This is a genomic window from Streptomyces flaveolus (assembly GCF_000716535.1).
GTDB lineage: Bacteria > Actinomycetota > Actinomycetes > Streptomycetales > Streptomycetaceae > Streptomyces > Streptomyces flaveolus_A.
In genome coordinates, this window is the sequence record NZ_JNWV01000037.1 from 143,554 (window position 1) to 162,206 (window position 18,653).

Here is an 18,653-nt window from a genome sequence, read left to right on the forward strand (position 1 = left end):
CCGCTCTCCCGGCCGCGGGCCGTCGCGGCTGCTCGCGCGGTTCCCCGCGCCCCTGCCGGGGCGCGGCCCTTACGCCGTGGCTGATCGGCGGCGGAGGCGGCCCGCGGGGCGGAGGAGCAGGGACAGGGACGCGACCGAGATGACCGCGGCGCCCAGGAGGCTGAGCAGGGCCGAGCCGGGGCCCAGGGCGCTGTGGGTGACGAAGTCCCCGAAGAGGGCTCCGGCGATGCCCGTGCAGTACACCAGCGGGCGGGCCGGCAGCCGGTGGGCGAGGCGCTGGGTCGCCGCCCACGCGAGGATCAGACCGAGCACGGCGGAGCCGAGTGCTTCGAGGATCATGTCGGGGGTCCCTCCCACGGCCGGTCTGGCTCGACGGTCGTAGCCCGTCATACCCGTGACCTGCGGATTGCAATCCTGCGCTGTGAAGGGCCTGTGCTCCATCCGTGCGCACGTCATGCGGAAGGGCCCGGCGGCACACGGCCGCCGGGCCCTTCTCACGACTGCGGCCTAGAGCGCGCCGAAACCGACCTTGCGCACGGTCGGCTCGCCGATCTCCACGTACGCCAGACGGTCCGTCGGTACGAGGACCTTGCGGCCCTTCTCGTCCTGGAGGCTGAGCAGCCCCGTCTTTCCGGCCAGCGCCTCGGCCACCACGCGCTCGACCTCCTCGACGCTCTGACCGCTCTCCAGAACGATCTCGCGGGGCGCGTGCTGCACGCCGATCTTGACCTCCACGGCTATGTCCCTCCGACGGTCAGTGATGTGCGCGATCTTCCGCGCCCTACGCTGCACACATTAGCCCGGTGAGGGGACGTACACGCTGTGGGCCGGAACGCCAGGAGCGAACACCGAGCGGGAACAAACGGCCGTCAGTGGTGCTCGCTGCCGTGCAGCGGAAAACCGGCGATGCCGCGCCAGGCCAGCGAGGTCAGCAACTGCACCGCCTGGTCGCGCGGCACACTGCGGTCGCTGTGCAGCCAGGAGCGGGCGACCACCTGGGCGAGACCGCCGAGACCGGAGGCGAGCAGCATCGACTCCGCGCGCGAGAGGCCGGTGTCCTCGGCGATGACGTCGCAGATCGCCTCGGCGCACTCGTTGGTGACCTTGTCCACGCGCTCGCGCACCGCGGGCTCGTTCGTCAGGTCCGACTCGAAGACCAGGCGGAAGGCACCGCCGTCGTCCTCCACGTAGGCGAAGTAGGCGTCCATCGTGGCCCGGACGCGCTGCTTGTTGTCGGTCGTCGACGCCAGCGCGCCGCGCACCGCCTGGATCAGCGACTCGCAGTGCTGGTCCAGCAGGGCGAGGTAGAGGTCGAGCTTGCCGGGGAAGTGCTGGTAGAGCACCGGCTTGCTCACGCCGGCCCGCTCGGCGATGTCGTCCATCGCCGCCGCGTGGTAGCCCTGCGCGACGAAAACCTCCTGAGCGGCACCCAGCAACTGGTTCCGCCGGGCTCGGCGCGGCAGACGGGTGCCCCGTGGGCGTGCCGCCTCAGTTTGCTCGATGGCTGTCACGCCGCCTCCCAAAGTCGTCCACATGCGGTGTAGGCCGCGCGGCCATCGTACTTTTCGGTAACCGTGGTGTGCGCGGTGCGAGCGCAGAATTTCACGTACCGGACGGATGGCGAAAGCCGTACGGCCCGTCGAACGGGGTCGGGCGGGGGCCGTGCGGTCCTGCGAGGTCAGCCGGCATCGCCCCTCGTCGGCATGCGTGATCGCCCCTCGTCGACGCGGCGGTGGCCGTCCTCGGTGCGGCTAGCGGTAGTCGTCCTCGTCGAGCGAGACGACGCGCGCCTGTTCGACGAGATCGGCCTCGTTCCCGCGCGCGGGGTCCAAGCCGGTCAGGGGGTCGTCACGGTCGGGCGCGATGTCCGCGTGCTGCTCGGCGGCGTCCACCTCGGGCGCCTCGACGTCCCTCTCCACTGCCGCGTCGGCCTCCAGGTCCTCGATGTCCACGATCGCGTCGGGCTCGGTGGGGTCATAGGCCATGGTGGGCTCCCTTCCTACGAACGTCCCTGTAAGCGGCAGGGGCCACACGCGGGTGCCCTCTGTACGAGCCTAGGAGACGGCTGATCCGGACGCCATGCATCAGGCCCGTTCGGTGCCTGGTTCTCCGGATCCGGGCGGTTCAGTCTGTGACGGCGAACACACCGACCTTGACGTGATCACCTCGTAACATTGCCGCATGTCTTCGACCGAGTCGCCCTCCGTGCCGGCCGCCAGTGTGCTCCCCAGGGTGGCGCCCGTCCCGGCCGGCGAGGGCGAGCGGCTGCGCTCCGTGGGCCTGCCCGGCGCCACCCTGACGGTCCGTTCCCGGCCCCCCGCGCGCGAGGACCTGCCGCCCGCGCTGTACGTCCACGGGCTCGGCGGATCCTCGCAGAACTGGTCGTCGCTCATGGCCGAGCTGGACGGCGTCGTCGACAGCGAGGCGGTCGACCTCCCGGGCTTCGGCGACTCCCCGCCCCCGGACGACGGCGACTACTCCGTCACCGGGCACGCGCGCGCGGTGATCCGCTATCTCGACGCGGCCGGCCGCGGCCCGGTCCACCTCTTCGGCAACTCGCTCGGTGGCGCGGTCGCCACGCGCGTGGCCGCCGTACGCCCCGACCTGGTCCGCACGCTCACGCTCGTCTCGCCCGCCCTGCCCGAGATGCGGGTGCAGCGCAGCGCGGTGCCGACCGCACTGCTCGGCGTACCGGGCATCGCCGCGCTCTTCATCCGGCTCACCAAGGAGTGGACGGCGGAGCAGCGCGTACGCGGCATCATGGCGCTCTGCTACGGCGACCCGGGGCGGGTCTCGCCGGAGGCGTTCCAGTACGCCGTGGAGGAGCTGGAACGACGGCTGCGGCTGCCGTACTTCTGGGACGCGATGACCCGCTCGGCGCGCGGGATCGTCAATGCCTACACGCTCGGCGGGCAGCACGGGCTGTGGCGCCAGGCCGAGCGGGTGCTCGCCCCGACGCTGCTGATCTACGGCGGCCGGGACCAGCTCGTCGGGTTCCGCATGGCCCGCAAGGCCGCCCGCGCCTTCCGTCACTCCAGGCTGCTCTCCCTGCCGGACGCCGGGCACGTGGCGATGATGGAGTACCCCGACGTGGTGGCGGGCGCGTTCCGGGAGCTGCTGGCGCAGACGGCCGGTTCCCGCGACGGCGCCGACGCGGCCGTCGCGGGCGCGAGGAGCTGAGGTCCGGGGTGGGACGTCACAGCCGCCGCGGACCGGCCCCGAAGAGCGATTCCGCACGGCGGGGGGAGCGGCGCGGTGCGCGCTCCGAGGACGGGCGTGGTGCGCGCTCCGAGGGTGACAGAGGGGACAGGGGCGGCGCGGCCCGGCTGCCGGGAGCCGGCCCCACGGGTGCGCCTCGTCCGTCCGACGGCACTCCGGCGCAGGGTGTGCCGGGGTTTCCCGGTGGCACTCCGGCCCGTGGAGTGCCGGGGTTTCCCGGTGGTGCTCGGGCGCAGGGTGCGCGGAGCGGGCACCCCGAGCAGCGGGAAGCCGGCGGCGGCTGGGGGGAGTTCGCCGGGCGGCCGGCCGGCACCGGCGGGCCCGGTGTCGTGCTGCCTCGGCAGCGGCAGGCGGAGCCGGGTGCCCCGGGGCCGGGTGGGGCGCGGCGCCGCCCCGGGCCCCGGCAGGAGTACCTGGAAGCCTTCGACGGCTCCGGAGACGGCCCACGCGACACCGGGGACGCCGGGGCCTCCGCGGCCGGCGGCGGTGTGCCCGCGCAGCGCGGCGGGAACAAGGGGTGGGCCTTCACCGGCATCGCGGCGGCCGCCGTCACCACCGTGCTGGCGGTGGTCGTCGCCGGACAGGTGACCAAGGGGCAGGGCGACGCCGGCGCGAGATCGCGGTCCGCCGCCGACCAGGCCGGTGCGGCGGATCTCCCGGGCGACGTCCGGGGCGCACCGACGCCCTCCGTCGCGCCGAGCGCGGTGACGCTGACGTACGACCAGAAGATGGGCAAGAAGTACCCGCTCGGCGCCGCGTCGAAGGGCTCGGGGAAGTTCGACGCCGTGCCCGGGGTCGACAAGGCACCGGGCACCGGGCAGAAGTACCGGTACCGCGTCGACGTCGAGCAGGGGCTCGGCCTGGACGGCGCGCTGTTCGCCGAGGCCGTGCAGCGGACCCTGAACGACAAGCGGAGCTGGGCCCACGGCGGTGCCCGTACCTTCGAGCGGATCTCCTCCGGCAAGCCGGACTTCGTGATCACGCTGGCCAGCCCCGGCACCACGGCGAAGTGGTGCGCCAAGTCGGGCCTGGACACCACGGAGGACAACGTTTCCTGCGACTCGGCCGCGACCGAACGCGTCATGATCAATGCGTACCGGTGGGCTCAAGGAAGCAAGACATACGGTGACCGGATCCATGCGTACCGGCAAATGTTGATCAACCATGAAGTCGGCCACCGGCTCGGCAACGGACACGTGAGCTGCCAGAAGGACGGCGAGCTGGCGCCCGTCATGCAGCAGCAGACCAAGTTCCTGGACCACGACGGAATCCACTGCCGGCCCAACCCTTGGCCGTATCCCGGGAGTTGACAGGCGCCGCTTGTGTCACATTGACATCAGCCGCACGGTCGTTCATATTTCTGCCCATGTGGTCTAGTCATGCCGTCTGCAGCAGCGCCGCCATCGAGCTGGCGCTCATCGGCGTGACCGCGCTCTGCGTGGCCGACATTCACTGTCGCTGACGCCGCCTCCCCGGCGTTCGCGTCGCGACTCTTCTCTCCCTTTCGTCCGTGACCGTGTCACGGACTTCTTCGACGACCCGACGCCGGGGCCGACGTCTGTCCGCAGACGTCTCACTCCTCGTCCACATGTCTCATCTGTCGAGAAACCCTCGACCAACCACGCCACGTCACCCCGAGAGGTCGTCATTCCGATGCGTCAACCGTCCGTCATAGCGCGCCGCGTGGCAGCGGCATCCGTCAGCCTGGTCGTGGCAGCGGGCGCCGCCGCCTGCGGCCCGGAGGACAACGATGCCAAGGGCGCCGGTGGCGACTCCACGCCCCACAAGGGCGGCACGCTCACGGTCCTGAACTCGCAGCCGCAGTCCGACTTCGACCCCGCGCGGCTGTACACCTCCGGCGGCGGAAACGTTCCCTCACTGGTTTTCCGCACCCTCACCACGCGCAACCGGGAGAACGGCGCGGCCGGCGCCAAGGTCGTCCCCGACCTCGCCACCGACACCGGGCGCCCCAACAAGGACGCGACCGTGTGGACGTACACCCTGAAGAAGGGCCTGAAGTACGAGGACGGCACGCCGATCACCTCGGCCGACATCAAGTACGGCATCGAGCGCTCCTTCGCCCCCGAGCTCTCCGGCGGCGCCCCCTACCTGCGGGACTGGCTGGTCGGCGCCGCCGGCTACCAGGGGCCGTACAAGGACAAGAAGGGCCTGTCCGCGATCGAGACGCCGGACTCCCGGACGATCGTCTTCCACCTGAACAAGCCCGAGGGCGAGTTCCCGTACCTCGCCACGCAGACGCAGTTCACCCCGGTGCCCAAGAGCAAGGACACGGGCACCAAGTACGAGTCGCACCCGGTCTCGTCCGGCCCGTACAAGGTCGTCGAGAACGAGAACGACGGCGAGCACCTCGTCCTGGAGCGCAACACGCACTGGTCGGCGGCGACCGACGAGGAGCGCAAGGCGTTCCCGGACCGGATCGACGTGCGTTCCGGCCTGGACTCCTCGGTGATCAACCAGCGGCTGTCCGCGTCCCAGGGTGCGGACGCTGCCGCCGTCACCACGGACACCAACCTCGGCCCGGCCGAACTCGCCAAGGTGACCGGCGACAAGGAGCTGGCCGCGCGCGTGGGCACCGGCCACTTCGGCTACACCGACTACCTGGCCTTCAACCCGAAGGTGAAGCCGTTCGACAAGCCCGAGGTGCGCCAGGCGATCGCCTACGCCATCGACCGGTCCTCCGTGGTCAACGCGGCCGGCGGCAGCGCCCTCGCCGAGCCCGCCACCACCTTCCTGCCGAACCAGAAGTCCTTCGGCTACACGCCGTACGACCCGTTCCCGGCGGGCGCCTCCGGCAACCCGGCGAAGGCCAAGGAGCTGCTCGCCAAGGCCGGTTACAAGAACGGCCTCACCCTGACGCTGACCCACTCCAACAGCAAGGACTTCGAGACCAGCCCGGAGATCGCCACCGCCGTCCAGGACGCCCTCAAGAAGGCCGGCATCACGGTCAAGCTTCAGGGCCTGGAGGAGAACGACTACGGGGACAAGATCCACAACGTGAAGACCGAGCCCGGTCTCTTCCTCGCCCACTGGGGTGCCGACTGGCCCTCCGGCGGCCCCTTCCTCGCCCCCATCTTCGACGGCCGGCAGATCGTCAAGGACGGAGCGAACTTCAACACGGGCCAGCTCAACGACAAGTCGGTCAATGACGAGATTGACGCGATCAACAAGTTGACCGACCTTGACGCCGCCGCGCAGCGCTGGGGCGCACTGGACAAGAAGATCGGCGAGAAGGCCCTCGTCGTGCCGCTCTTCCACCCGGTCTACAAGCGCCTGTACGGCAAGGACGTCAAGAACGTCGTCATCAGCGACTGGACCGGCGTCCTGGACATCTCCCAGGTCGCGGTGAAGTAGCGCCGTGAGCGAGGCACTTGCCGTCGTCGAGACCGCCGGGACGGGCACCCCCGTCCCGGCGGTCTCGGGGGCACGTCAGTTCTGGCGGCGGCTGCGGGCGCAGCGCGCCGCCCTGGTCGCCGCGGCCGTCGTCGCGCTGCTCGTCCTGGTCGCGCTCGCTGCGCCGCTGCTCACCGCGCTGGAGGGCCAGGACCCCACCACCTACCACCCGTCCCTGATCGACTCCGCGCGCGGGGGCGTGCCCATCGGCTCCTTCGGCGGCATCGGCGCCGACCACTGGCTGGGCGTCGAACCGCAGACCGGACGGGACATGTTCGCCCGGCTGGTCTACGGCGCCCGGGTGTCGCTGGGCGTGGCGCTCGCGGCGACGGTGGTCCAGGTCGCCATCGGGGTCGCGGTCGGCGTGGCCTCCGCGCTCGGCAACCGCTGGGTTGATCAACTGTTGAGCCGGGCCACGGACGTCATCGTTTCGATGCCCTTGATGATCATGTCGTTGGCGCTGCTGGCCATCGTGCCCTCCAGCTTCCCCCGGCCGGTCCTGGTGACCCTGGTCATCGGCCTGATCGCCTGGGGCACCATCGCGAAGATCGTGCGGGCCCAGACCCTCTCCCTGAAGGGCCTCGACTACGTCTCCGCCGCCCGGCTGAGCGGCTGGGGCACCTGGCGCGTCGCGCGCCGCGAACTCCTGCCCGGCCTCGCCGCGCCCGTCATCACGTACGCCGCGCTGCTCGTGCCCGCGAACATCTCCGTCGAGGCGGCACTGTCCTTCCTCGGCGTCGGCGTGAAGCCGCCCACGCCGTCCTGGGGCCAGATGCTGACCGCCGCGGACGTCTGGTACCAGGCGGCACCCCAGTACCTGCTGCTGCCGGCCGGCGCCCTGTTCGTCACCGTCCTCGCCCTCACCGTCCTCGGCGACGGCGTGCGCACCGCCCTCGACCCGCGCGCCGCCTCCCGCCTGCGCGTCGGCACCGGACGCAAGGGCTCCACCGCGGCCGGCAACGCGCCCGGGAACGTGTCCGCGAACGCGACCGACGGCGCGACCCGCGGGGCGGCCGGGAACGCGACCGAGAAGGAGGCCTCCGCATGAGCGGCTTCGGTGGATTCCTGCTGCGCCGGGCCGCCGGCGCGATCGTCACCCTGCTCGCCATCTCGGTGATCGTCTACGTCGTCTTCTACGTCACCCCCGGCAACGTCGCCCAGATCACCTGCGGCCCGCGCTGCTCCCCGGAACAGGTGCACCAGGTCGCCGAACAGCTCAAGCTCGGCGACCCCCTCTACCTGCGGTACTGGCACTTCCTCCAGGGGCTGTTCGCCGGCCAGGACTTCTCCACGGGCACCTCGGTCGAGCACTGTGCCGCGCCCTGCCTGGGGCAGTCGTACCAGACCGACCAGCAGGTGCTGGACATCATCCTGGCGAAGCTGCCGGTCAGTGTGTCCCTGGTCATCGGCGCCATGGTGCTGTGGCTCCTGCTCGGCATCGGCACCGGTGTGCTGGCCGCCTGGCGCCGCGGCCGGGTCTCCGAGCGCGTGCTGACCGCCGTCACCCTCGCGGGCACGGCCACACCCGTCTTCGTCATCGGCCTCGTGCTGATGATCGTCGTCTGCGGCGAACTGCGGCTGCTGCCCTTCCCGCAGTACGTGAACTTCTCGGACGACCCCGAGCAGTGGGCGTGGAACCTCCTGCTGCCCTGGCTCTCGCTCGCCCTGATCGAGGCGGCGGCCTTCGCCCGCCTCACCCGCGCGGCCATGCTGGAGACCCTCGCCGAGGACCACATCCGCACCTTCCGCGCGTACGGCGTCGCGGAGCGCTCCGTCGTCGGCCGGCACGCCCTGCGCGGCGCCCTCGCGCCCGTGATCGCGCTGAACGCCAACAACGTGGGCTCCGCCGTCGGCGGCGCCGTCCTCACCGAGACCCTCTTCGGCCTGCCCGGCATCGGCCAGGAGCTGGTGCACGCGGTCAAGGTCGTCGACCTGCCGGTGGTCGTCGGCATGGTCCTGGTGACCGGCTTCTTCGTGGTCCTCGCCAACGCCGTCGCGGACGTCCTGTACGCGGTGGCCGACCGACGGGTGGTACTCGCATGAACCTGGTGGAAGCGGCGGACGCGAGCGTGGCAGCGACGGACGGCGCCCTGGTGGAGGTGAGGGACCTGACCGTCGAGTTCGGCGCCCTGCGCGCCGTCGACGGGCTCTCCTTCCGCCTGGCGAAGGGCGCGGCCCTGGCCCTGGTCGGCGAGTCCGGCTCCGGCAAGTCCACGGTCGCGGGCGCCCTGCTGGGCCTGCACCGGGGCACCGGAGCCCGGGTCGGCGGCTCGGTGCGGGTCGCGGGCACCGACGTACAGGCGGCCTCCGACGAGGAGCTGCGCCGGCTGCGCGGCGCCAAGGCGGCCATGGTCTTCCAGGACCCGCTGTCCTCGCTCGACCCGTACTACGCCGTCGGCGACCAGATCGCCGAGGTCCATCGCGTCCACGCGCGCGTGTCGCGTCGCGCCGCACGCGCGCGTGCCGTCGAGGTGCTGGAACGGGTCGGGATCCCGGACGCGGCACGGCGGGCCCGGTCCCGGCCGCACGAGTTCAGCGGCGGCATGCGCCAGCGCGCCCTCATCGCCATGGCCCTCGCCTGCGAGCCGGACCTGCTGATCGCCGACGAGCCGACCACCGCCCTCGACGTCACCGTCCAGGCGCAGATCCTCGACCTGCTGCACGGGCTGCGCGAGGAGACCGGGATGGGCCTGCTGCTCGTCACCCACGACGTGGGCGTGGCCGCCGAGAGCGTGGACGACGTCCTCGTCATGCGGAACGGCCGGGCCGTCGAGCGCGGCCCGGTCGGCGCGATCCTCGCGGCACCCGCGGAGCCGTACACCCGTGAACTGCTCGACGCCGTCCCGCGCGTGGACGCCCGCCGCACCGGCTCACCGGCCGGCGACGAGGTCGTGCTGGAGGCCACCGGCGTCCGGCGCGAGTTCGGGCGCGGCAAGCGGGCGTTCGCGGCCGTGGACGACGTCTCGGTGACCGTCCGGCGGGGGGAGACCCTCGGCGTGGTCGGCGAGAGCGGCAGCGGCAAGACCACGCTCGGCCGCATGCTCGTCGGGCTGCTGGAGCCCACCGCCGGGGAGATCCGCTACGAAGGGCGCCCGCACACCGGCGTGAACCCGTCCGTCCAGATGGTCTTCCAGGACCCCGTCTCCTCCCTCAACCCGCGGCGCAGCGTGGGCGAGTCCATCGCCGACCCGCTCCGCGCGCGCGGCGAACGGGGGGAGGAGCACATCCGGGGGCGGGTGACCGAACTGCTGGAGCGCGTGGGGCTCGAAGCGGCGCACTACGACCGCTACCCGCACGAGTTCAGCGGCGGACAGCGCCAGCGGATCGGCATCGCGCGGGCGCTCGCCGCCGAGCCGCGCGCCATCGTCTGCGACGAGCCCGTCTCCGCGCTCGACGTCACCACACAGGCGCAGGTGGTCGCCCTGCTCGGCGAACTCCAGCGGGAACTCGGCCTCGCCCTGGTCTTCATCGCGCACGACCTCGCCGTCGTCCGCCAGGTCAGCGACCGGGTCGCGGTGATGCGGCGCGGCCGGCTCGTCGAGTACGGACCCGCCGACGAGGTGTACGACAGCCCGCGCGAGCCGTACACCAAGCAGCTCCTGGCCGCCGTACCCGCGCTCGACCCGGAACTCGCGGCCCGGCGGCGCGCCGCCCGGCGCGAACCGGCGGCGGTGTAGGACGCGGGCGCCCCAGCGGCCCCGCGTCCCGGGTTGGCGTAACGTTTCGCGCTCGCACGATCACCGGCTGATCCCCTAGCGCGACGGAACGCGACCCGCACGCGAAAGTTACGACCGTTCACCCCTTTTGGTGGTGCGACGGACAACCGTCCGTCGCACCACCGCCTTGTCCCCTTACGTTCGTCCCGCTGCGAGCCGCCAGGACAACGGCGGCTCCCCAGACGGGAGATCGGGGGTGCACACGTGCGCATAGGACTGCTTACCGAGGGTGGCTATCCCTATGTGGGCGGTGACGCCATGCTCTGGTGCGACCGGCTCGTGCGCGGTCTCGACCAGCACGAGTTCGACGTCTACGCGCTCAGCCGCGGCCGGCACCAGGAGGCCGAGGGCTGCGTTCCGCTCCCACCGCAGGTCAGCCGGGTCCGCACAGCGCCGCTGTGGACGGCCGAGGACCATGGGACCGCGTACGGGCGACGCGCACGCCGGCGCTTCGCCGAGTGCTACGGGGAGCTGGTGGCGGCGGTGTGCGCCGGGGCCGACGGGAGCGGGGCCCAGGGCGCGGGAGGTGACGGGGCCGGCTCCGGGCGCGCGCCGGACATCCGGTCGCAGGACGCTTCCACCGATCTGGCGGACCGTTTCGGCAGCGCGCTGTACGCGCTCGCCGAACTCGCCCGCGAGGAGGGCGGACTCGTCGGCGCCCTGCGCTCCGACGCGGCCGTGCGCACACTGGAACGCGCCTGTCGCGCCCCTCGCGCCCTGCGCACGGCGCGCGAGGCGCGCGTACCCGATCTGCTCACCGTCGCCGCGCACCTCGAACGCGCCCTGCGCCCCCTCTCCCTCGACTGGTACGGCGACGACGGCCTCGGCGCGGCCGACCTCTGCCACGCCACCTCGGGCGGCCCCGCCGCCCTCTGCGGCCTCCTCGCCCGGCACTTCTCCGGCGTACCGCTGCTCGTCACCGAGTACGGCGTGCAGCTGCGCTCGCACTACCTGACCCTCGGCCCCGACACCGCCGCCCCCGCCGTGCGCGCCCTGCTCGGCGCCTTCCACGGGCGGCTCGCCGCCGAGGTCTACCGCGGAGCCGAGATCCTCACCCCGGGCAACGCCCACGCCCGCCGCTGGCAGGAACGGTGCGGCGCCGACCGCGCCCGGATCCGTACGGTGTACCCCGGCATGGCGGCCGACCGCTTCACGGAGGTCGGCGAGTCCCCGGACCGCGCCGATCCGCACACCCTGGTCTGGGTGGGGCGCGTGGACCCCGCCAAGGACCTGGTGTCGCTGCTGCACGCCTTCGCGGAGGTGCGCAAGGAGGAGCCCGAGGCGCGGCTGCGGATCGTCGGCGCGCCCTACGGCACCGAGGGCGAGGCGTACCTGGGCCACTGCCGGGCGCTCGCCGCGCAACTCTTCCCGGACGAGGCGGAGGGCGCGCACGCCGTGGGCGACAACCCCGTCTCCTTCGAGGAGATCGGCGCCCCCGACGTCCCGACGCTGCCCGACGCGTACGCCGCCGGAGCGGTCGTCGTCCTCTCCAGCGTCGTGGAAGGCTTCCCGATCAGCCTCGTCGAGGCCATGTTCTGCGGCCGGGCCACGGTGTCCACGGACGTGGGCGCGGTGGTGGAGGTCATCGGCGGCACGGGACTGGTCGTGCCACCGCGCAACCCCAGGGCGCTCGCCGAGGCGTGCGTGGCGCTGCTGCGCGACCCCGAGCGCCGTGAGCGCCTCGGTGCCGCCGCACGCGCCCGGGCGCTCGAACTGTTCACCGTCGAGCAGAACATCGCGGCATTTCACGGCATTTACCTGGAGATCGTCTCGCACTGCCCGGTCCGCCGGGTGGTCCTGGACGAGTCCGGCGAACCCCTGCCGTTCGCCGCCCCCGCCGAGTCCCACGTCCCCGGCCACTGGACCGGCCCCACACCCCGCGTCCTTCCCCGCGGCCTCCCCACCTGGGCCACGAACACCCCGGTCCGGGCGACCCCGCTGGCGACGGAGGGCGCCCGATGAACGAGTGGGACAGCACCCGCACGCCCGGCAGGGCTCTCGCCGACGCGGAGTTCGGTCCCGGGCTGGTGGGCGAGCGGGGGGAGCCGGTCGCGGTGGACGCCGTGGACGGTGTCGCCGCCGATGGACTGGGTGGCCTGGAGGGTGGGCCGGGTACGGGCCCGGACCGGCCGGGGATGCCGATCGGGGCCGATCCGTGGGACGCCCGGTCGGGGGAGTGGCTGGCGGGCGCGCCCGACGACGTCGTAGGAGGGGAGCCGTCGACAGGGGCCGCCAGCACGACCTCCGCGCGGGTGCTTTCGGCGGAGGCCGCCACGAGGCCTGCGGCGCGGGTGCCGTCGGACATCGCGCACGGCACCGGTGACGCGACCGGGCGGACGGACCGGCAGGGCCAGCCCCTTGAGCAGGTCCCGGGTTCGCCGGACGTCCCTGCTGGGCAGCGCTCCGTGCGGGAGTTCGTATCACCGGCCGCCTCCGCCGAGCAGCTCGCGCAAGCCCCCGGCACCGCGCCCGCCCCCCATGCCGTACCGGACGCCAGGGCCGGAGCGAGCACCCCACGGCGGGCCCCCGCACCCCGCCGAGGGTCCGTCGACCCGGTGAAATCCCTGCTGCACCGGCACCGGGAACTGTGCGAGCGGGCCGTGGACCCGTTGGAGATCGCCGCGGGGCTGGAGGCGCACGGCGTCACCGACCGCACCGCGGCCCGCTTCCGCCACCGTGACGTCTTCTCGCTCGCCGAAGAGCTGTACGCGCGCGTGCCGCGCACCGCCGAGTCACGCCCGGAGGCCGAGCCCCTGCCGGTGCCCCGGGTCCGCGTCGGCTGGGTCCTGCTCGTCCTCCTGCCCGGAGCGCTCGGCGCGGCCACGGTCACCGGACTGCGCCTCACCCAGGGACACTCCCGCGGGCTGGTGGCCCTCGGGGGCGTCCTCGCCGTCGCCCTCGCCACGCGGGCGGCACTGCGGCACGGCCCGCTCGCCGGCCCGCCCGGCAGGCGCGCCTGGGGCACCACCGTCGGCACGCGCGCGTGGACGCTCTGGCTGTTCGGGTACGCCCTCGCCGGCGACGGCCTCCTCCACGCCGTCCTGACGGGCGGCCCCGACACGCCGCCCACCACGGCCCCGGACGGCCCCTGGCCCACGGCCACCGCACCCGTCCTGGCCCTCCTGGTGGCCTGCGCCCCGGCGGCCTGGTCGGCGCACCTCCTCGCGGCCGGCGCCCGCCGCAGGCTCGCCCGCAGCCGGGGCCTGGAGGACTTCACGGCAGCCGCGAGACCCCTGCTGCTCGGCGTGCTCGCCCTGTTCCTGGGCGCCCTCGCCGCACTGCTCGCCCTCTGCGGCGCCCTCCTGCACACGTCCGCGGCCTACCCGCAGGCCCTCACCCTGGGCGCCCTGCTCCTGCTCGCCCGCCTGCTCACCGTGCACCGCCACCGGCACGCCCCCGCCCTCACGCTCGGCGCCGCCGCGGCCACGGAGGCGGCGGCCCTGGCGCTGCCACTGGCCGGCCGGCTGCCCGGCTGCGCCTTCCTGGCGGTCCCCGTCGAGACCCTCGCCGGCGCCTGGGGCGAGGCCGCCGTACCGGCTCTCGCCTGCGGCACCGCGGCCCTGGCCCTGCTCTGGCACGCGGGCCGCACCCTCACCCAGGCCTCGGCCCACGCGCCGACGGGAGCTCCCGACTGAACCTTCCGCCACCGGCCCGACGCACCGCCGGAGGCAACCGCACGACCCCCCTGAAGGAGAACACCAGATGACCACCTCCCGACCCGGAGCGTCCGCGACCGCCGGAACGCCCGGCGCAGCCGAAGGAGCCGTCGAGACGGCCGGTACCACCGGCGCGCACACCCCGGGAGCCGCCCGATGAGGGTCCTGCTGATCGGAGCCAACGGATTCATCGGCCGCTTCGTCGCCGACCGCCTGCTCGCCGACCCGGCCGTCCAGCTCACCGCGCTCGGCCGCGGCGACGACGCCGACGTCCGCTTCGACCTCGCCACCGGCAGCCCGGGCGCGCTCACCCGCTTCCTCGACGCGGTCCACCCCGGAGTCGTCGTCAACTGCGCCGGCGCCACGCGCGGGGGCGCCCGCGACCTCACCCGGCACAACACGGTCGCCGTGGCCACCGTCTGCGAGGCCCTGCGCCGCAGCGGCTGCGGTGCCCGCCTGGTGCAGATCGGCTGCGGTTCCGAGTACGGCCCCAGCCAGCCCGGTTCCTCCACGGCCGAGGACGCCGTACCGCGCCCCGGCGGCCCGTACGGCGTCAGCAAGCTCGCCGCGACCGAACTGGTCCTCGGCTCCGGCCTGGACGCCGTCGTGCTGCGCGTCTTCTCGCCGGCCGGCCCCGGCACCCCGGCCGGCTCCCCGCTGGGCCGGCTCGCGGAGGCCATGCGCCGCGCCATGCAGTCCGGCGACGGCGAACTCAAGCTCGGCGGCCTCGGCGTCCAGCGCGACTTCGTCGACGTCCGCGACGTCGCCCGGGCCGTGCACGCCGCCTCGCTCTCCGCCGCGCAAGGCGTGATCAACATCGGCTCCGGCCGTGCCGTCCGGCTCAGAGACGCCGCCGCCGTCCTCGCGCGCGTGGCCGGATACGGCGGCGCCCTCCATGAACTCGACGCCCCGCCCGGGCCGTTGCGCGGCGCCATCGGGCACCCACGCGCCGAGTCCGAGCACGGGCTCCCGGTGGCGTACCCGTACCCGGACGGCTGCGGCAGCTGGCAGCAGGCCGATGTACGCACCGCGCGCGACCGGCTCGGCTGGCGGCCGCGCATCAACCTCGAAGAGTCCCTGGCCGACATCTGGATGGAGGCGGCATGCCGCATCTGACCAGCACCACAGCGGGCGCCACCGGCACCGGCGTCCGCACCGCCCTCGGCATTCCCGGCTACGCCCACCCGCTCGTCGCCCCGGCCCAGTGGGCGGAACTCACCCGCCCCGGCACCCCGCTGGACTGGGTGGTCCTCGACGTCGCCGCGGGCCCCGGCACCCGCCCCGACCCGCACTGCCTGGAAGCCGCGGGCCGGCTGCGCGCCGCGGGCGTCCGCGTCCTCGGCCACCTGGACCTCACCTACGGCGCCCGCGCCTTCGCAGAGCTGCTCTCCGACGCCCACCGCCACCTCGACTGGTACGGCGTCGACGGCTTCCTGCTGGACCGCTGCCCCACCGAGCGCACCGCGCTCCCCGAGGTACGGCGCGCGACCACCACGCTCCGGGCGATCAGTGACACCGCCCACATCGTCCTCGGCCACGGCCGCCACCCGCACCCCGGCTACGCCGAGAACGCCGATCAGTTGGTGACCTTCAGCGGCCCCTGGTCCGACTACCGCTGGTCGCAGGCGGCCGAGTGGACCGCCGACTACCCGCCCGACCGCTTCTGCCACTTCGTGCACGGCGTGCCCCGCGGTCACCTGGACGAGGCGCTGCGGATCGCCCGCTGGCAGGGGGCGGCCACGATCTACTTCACGGACCGTACGGACAGGGACGGTCGCGTGGACCCCTGGGAGAGCATGCCCGGCTACTGGGACGACATCGTCTCGCGAGTCGGAATGGGTGTCTCGGAATGAAGAAGGCCGTGGCAGTGTTACGAGTAGAACAACTGTAGTGATCGACCGACCAACGGAGTCCCCGTGTCGCTGCCACCCCTGGTCGAGCCAGCTCCTGAGCTCACCGTAGACGAGGTCCGCAGGTACTCCCGCCACCTGATCATCCCCGACGTGGGCATGGACGGGCAGAAGCGGCTGAAGAACGCCAAGGTGCTCTGTGTGGGCGCAGGCGGCCTGGGCTCGCCGGCGCTGATGTACCTGGCCGCCGCGGGCGTGGGCACCCTCGGCATCGTGGAGTTCGACGAGGTCGACGAGTCGAACCTGCAGCGCCAGATCATCCACAGCCAGGCCGACATCGGCCGTTCCAAGGCCGAGTCCGCGCGCGACTCCGTCCTCGGCATCAACCCGTACGTGAACGTGATCCTTCACGAGGAGCGGCTCGAAGCCGACAACGTGATGGACATCTTCAGCCAGTACGACCTGATCGTCGACGGCACCGACAACTTCGCGACCCGCTACCTGGTCAACGACGCGTGCGTGCTGCTGAACAAGCCGTACGTGTGGGGTTCGATCTACCGCTTCGACGGCCAGGCCTCGGTGTTCTGGTCCGAGCACGGCCCTTGCTACCGGTGCCTCTACCCGGAGCCCCCGCCCCCCGGCATGGTCCCCTCCTGCGCCGAGGGCGGCGTCCTGGGCGTGCTGTGCGCGTCCATCGGCTCCATCCAGGTCACCGAGGCGATCAAGGTCCTCACCGGCACCGGTGAGCCGCTGGTCGGCCGTCTGATGATCTACGACGCCCTGGAGATGCAGTACCGCCAGGTCAAGGTCCGCAAGGACCCCGACTGCGCGGTCTGCGGCGAGAACCCGACCGTCACCGAGCTCATCGACTACGAGGCCTTCTGCGGCGTCGTCTCGGAGGAGGCCCAGGCGGCGGCGGCCGACTCCACGATCACTCCGAAGCAGCTCAAGGAGTGGATCGACGACGGCGAGAACATCGAGATCATCGACGTCCGCGAGCCGAACGAGTACGAGATCGTCTCCATCCCGGGCGCCAAGCTGATCCCGAAGAACGAGTTCCTCATGGGCACCGCCCTGGAGGGCCTCCCGCAGGACAAGAAGATCGTCTTGCACTGCAAGACGGGTGTCCGCAGTGCGGAAGTCCTCGCGGTCCTGAAGTCCGCGGGCTTCTCCGACGCGGTCCACGTCGGCGGCGGCGTCATCGGCTGGGTCAACCAGATCGAACCGGAGAAGCCGGTCTACTGATCACGGGTCTCGCTCACCAGCGAGGCTGACGAAGCCCACGGCTCTGACCAGCTCAGATGCCGTGGGCCTCTGTCGTTGTCGGTCGGGGTCATCACACCGGCGCCATAGCCGCTGTCGCGGTGATGCTTGATCGTTTACGGGGCAGGGCTGCCCTGCTGGAACGGCCTGTTCCTGACTATGCAGACTCGGCAGCCATCGATCGTGAGTGCGGTGTGATCGAAAGTGGCCCTCGGGGCGGGTGATTCTGGCGTGGCGGAGCATGAAGACAGGGCCTCTGGCACGCGTCTTTGGGTTCCGCGTCGAGCCGACCCCCGGTCGCAGACGCATGTCAGCCGTCGCCTGGTCCGGGGTCCGGGGCTGTCCTCGATCACCGTACGCAACTTTTGCGAACCAGGACATAACAAGGTGAGGTTCCGCACCGGATACGCCGGCGCGGAACCTCACCTTGAAGAACGGTTCACCCGGTCCAGTTCATCGCCACGGTGTGCGGCTGATCAGTCCTTGCTCAGCGCGACCACGGCGGTCTGCGTCACCGTCACGGTCTGGCCGTAGTGCGGGTCCTGGGCCTGAGCCTGGGCCTGCACCTCGACGTCGCCCTTCTGGAACGGGGTGGTTCCGGTGGGCGTGGCCGTCGCGGTCCAGGCGACCGGGGCGCCGGGCTCGCAGGCCACCTTGGTGGCGTAGGAGCCCTTGATGAGGATGCGGTGGGCGACCTGAGTGACAGTGCCGGAGACGTCCACCTGGGTCGGCTCGTTGCAGCTGACGGTGCCGCCGATGGTGGCCTTGCCGTTCAGGTAGCTCGCCGTGCCCTTGAGGTCGATGGCGACGCCCAGGTCGAGTGCAGCCGGCGGCACCGGGTTGTCGATGTGGATCTCGCCGCGCAGCGCGGCGGTGCCGCCCTCACAGTGCTGCTCGTAGGTGGCGTCGAGTTTCTGCACATAGCCGTTCGGGCCGAAGACCACGTCTGCGACGGAAAACGATCCGGTCAGCGTGTTGCACCCGCGTCCGTTGCCGTCGATGGAAAGGCCGGGCTCCGCGGCCTCGTTGAACGGATAGCGGGTGGCGCCGGTGTAGTCACCGGGCGCGAGCTGTTGCCCGGCGGGGGCAGCGAGATCGAGGTACCACCAGTCACCGTTGGCGCCGTCGACGCTGACGGAGATGTGGTTGTCGTCGCTCGAACCGTTGACGTTGAGGGTATCGCCGGCGGCCGGCGAGTAGGAGTACGACTGGCCGCCGCTGATGTAGTCGCCCGCGTCGCCGCTGAAGCTCATCGAGCCGGACGATACGGTCAGTGCCTGCGCTTCGTGCCCGTGCAGCAGGCCGGTGCTCGCACCGGCGAAGGCCAGAGTGAGCGCGAGCGCGGTGGCAACTCTGGTGAAGGCGCGGTTGGACACGCGAAGGTTCAAGGGTCCCCCTGGGACGTGTGGACAGAGGAATGCGAGTGGAGGCGAACTTCGATGACACCTCCCCACATGCACTCAGCGCACAGCGGATGCCCAGACGTCACAGGTTGCGCGCATGTCGCTTCTCACGCGTCGAGTTGGACCGGCGTGCAC

The 18,653-nt window shown here is 72.5% G+C and carries 17 protein-coding genes; 12 read left to right on the top strand and 5 right to left on the bottom strand.

Annotated elements, in window-relative coordinates; genetic code table 11:
- Window positions 1–69 precede the first annotated feature (69 nt).
- The 4 genes from OO52_RS35300 to OO52_RS35315 form a co-directional block, all read right to left on the bottom strand.
- Window positions 70–339 (bottom strand): hypothetical protein, encoded by a 270-nt coding sequence (locus OO52_RS35300; RefSeq protein ID WP_030649702.1) that lies wholly within the window; start codon window positions 337–339, stop codon window positions 70–72.
- 168 nt (window positions 340–507) lie between these two features.
- On the bottom strand, window positions 508–735 hold the full coding sequence (locus OO52_RS35305; RefSeq protein WP_030649699.1) for a DUF3107 domain-containing protein: 228 nt from the start codon (window positions 733–735) through the stop codon (window positions 508–510).
- 134 nt (window positions 736–869) lie between these two features.
- Entirely contained in the window at window positions 870–1,511 is a 642-nt protein-coding gene (locus OO52_RS35310) for a TetR/AcrR family transcriptional regulator (RefSeq protein ID WP_030649695.1), read from the bottom strand.
- Window positions 1,512–1,751: 240 nt separating this feature from the next.
- Window positions 1,752–1,985: a hypothetical protein gene (locus OO52_RS35315; RefSeq protein WP_030649692.1), complete on the bottom strand. Its 234-nt coding sequence runs from the start codon at window positions 1,983–1,985 to the stop codon at window positions 1,752–1,754.
- A 196-nt stretch (window positions 1,986–2,181) separates the two neighbouring features.
- Between OO52_RS35315 and OO52_RS35320 the strand changes: the two genes are divergently transcribed.
- The 12 genes from OO52_RS35320 to moeZ all read left to right on the top strand — a co-directional run bounded on the left by OO52_RS35320 (window position 2,182) and on the right by moeZ (window position 17,097).
- Entirely contained in the window at window positions 2,182–3,180 is a 999-nt protein-coding gene (locus OO52_RS35320; protein ID WP_030649689.1) for an alpha/beta fold hydrolase, read from the top strand.
- An 8-nt stretch (window positions 3,181–3,188) separates the two neighbouring features.
- Entirely contained in the window at window positions 3,189–4,529 is a 1,341-nt protein-coding gene (locus OO52_RS35325) for a DUF3152 domain-containing protein (protein ID WP_199820038.1), read from the top strand.
- Between the two features lie 56 nt (window positions 4,530–4,585).
- On the top strand, window positions 4,586–4,681 hold the full coding sequence (locus OO52_RS54360; RefSeq protein WP_309550493.1) for an Ms4533A family Cys-rich leader peptide: 96 nt from the start codon (window positions 4,586–4,588) through the stop codon (window positions 4,679–4,681).
- A 191-nt stretch (window positions 4,682–4,872) separates the two neighbouring features.
- Window positions 4,873–6,591 (top strand): ABC transporter substrate-binding protein, encoded by a 1,719-nt coding sequence (locus tag OO52_RS35330; RefSeq protein WP_030649683.1) that lies wholly within the window; start codon window positions 4,873–4,875, stop codon window positions 6,589–6,591.
- 4 nt (window positions 6,592–6,595) lie between these two features.
- A complete protein-coding gene (locus OO52_RS35335; protein ID WP_030649681.1) occupies window positions 6,596–7,678 on the top strand; it encodes an ABC transporter permease in 1,083 nt (360 codons plus the stop codon).
- Window positions 7,675–8,673 carry an ABC transporter permease gene (locus OO52_RS35340; protein WP_030649678.1) on the top strand — a complete coding sequence of 333 codons (999 nt, stop codon included), beginning with the start codon at window positions 7,675–7,677 and terminating at the stop codon, window positions 8,671–8,673. Before OO52_RS35335 ends, OO52_RS35340 begins: the two co-directional genes overlap by 4 nt.
- On the top strand, window positions 8,670–10,307 hold the full coding sequence (locus OO52_RS35345) for a dipeptide ABC transporter ATP-binding protein (protein ID WP_037629862.1): 1,638 nt from the start codon (window positions 8,670–8,672) through the stop codon (window positions 10,305–10,307). Before OO52_RS35340 ends, OO52_RS35345 begins: the two co-directional genes overlap by 4 nt.
- Before the next feature lie 243 nt (window positions 10,308–10,550).
- Window positions 10,551–12,308: a DUF3492 domain-containing protein gene (locus OO52_RS35350; protein WP_078877406.1), complete on the top strand. Its 1,758-nt coding sequence runs from the start codon at window positions 10,551–10,553 to the stop codon at window positions 12,306–12,308.
- Window positions 12,305–13,981, top strand: coding sequence for a hypothetical protein (locus tag OO52_RS35355; protein ID WP_420711455.1), 1,677 nt, complete (start codon window positions 12,305–12,307; stop codon window positions 13,979–13,981). The genes OO52_RS35350 and OO52_RS35355 overlap by 4 nt, the downstream gene beginning before the upstream one ends.
- Window positions 13,982–14,158: 177 nt before the next feature.
- Window positions 14,159–15,118: an NAD-dependent epimerase/dehydratase family protein gene (locus tag OO52_RS35360; RefSeq protein WP_030649666.1), complete on the top strand. Its 960-nt coding sequence runs from the start codon at window positions 14,159–14,161 to the stop codon at window positions 15,116–15,118.
- Window positions 15,106–15,855, top strand: coding sequence for a spherulation-specific family 4 protein (locus OO52_RS35365; RefSeq protein ID WP_030649663.1), 750 nt, complete (start codon window positions 15,106–15,108; stop codon window positions 15,853–15,855). The genes OO52_RS35360 and OO52_RS35365 overlap by 13 nt, the downstream gene beginning before the upstream one ends.
- A 63-nt stretch (window positions 15,856–15,918) precedes the next feature.
- Window positions 15,919–17,097: an adenylyltransferase/sulfurtransferase MoeZ gene (gene moeZ, locus OO52_RS35370; protein WP_030649660.1), complete on the top strand. Its 1,179-nt coding sequence runs from the start codon at window positions 15,919–15,921 to the stop codon at window positions 17,095–17,097.
- A gap of 494 nt (window positions 17,098–17,591) precedes the next feature.
- On the opposite strand, the gene OO52_RS35375 is transcribed toward moeZ, so the two are convergent.
- Complete coding sequence (locus OO52_RS35375) at window positions 17,592–18,503, bottom strand: hypothetical protein (protein ID WP_030649657.1); 912 nt, start codon at window positions 18,501–18,503, stop codon at window positions 17,592–17,594.
- Window positions 18,504–18,653: the final 150 nt, after the last annotated feature.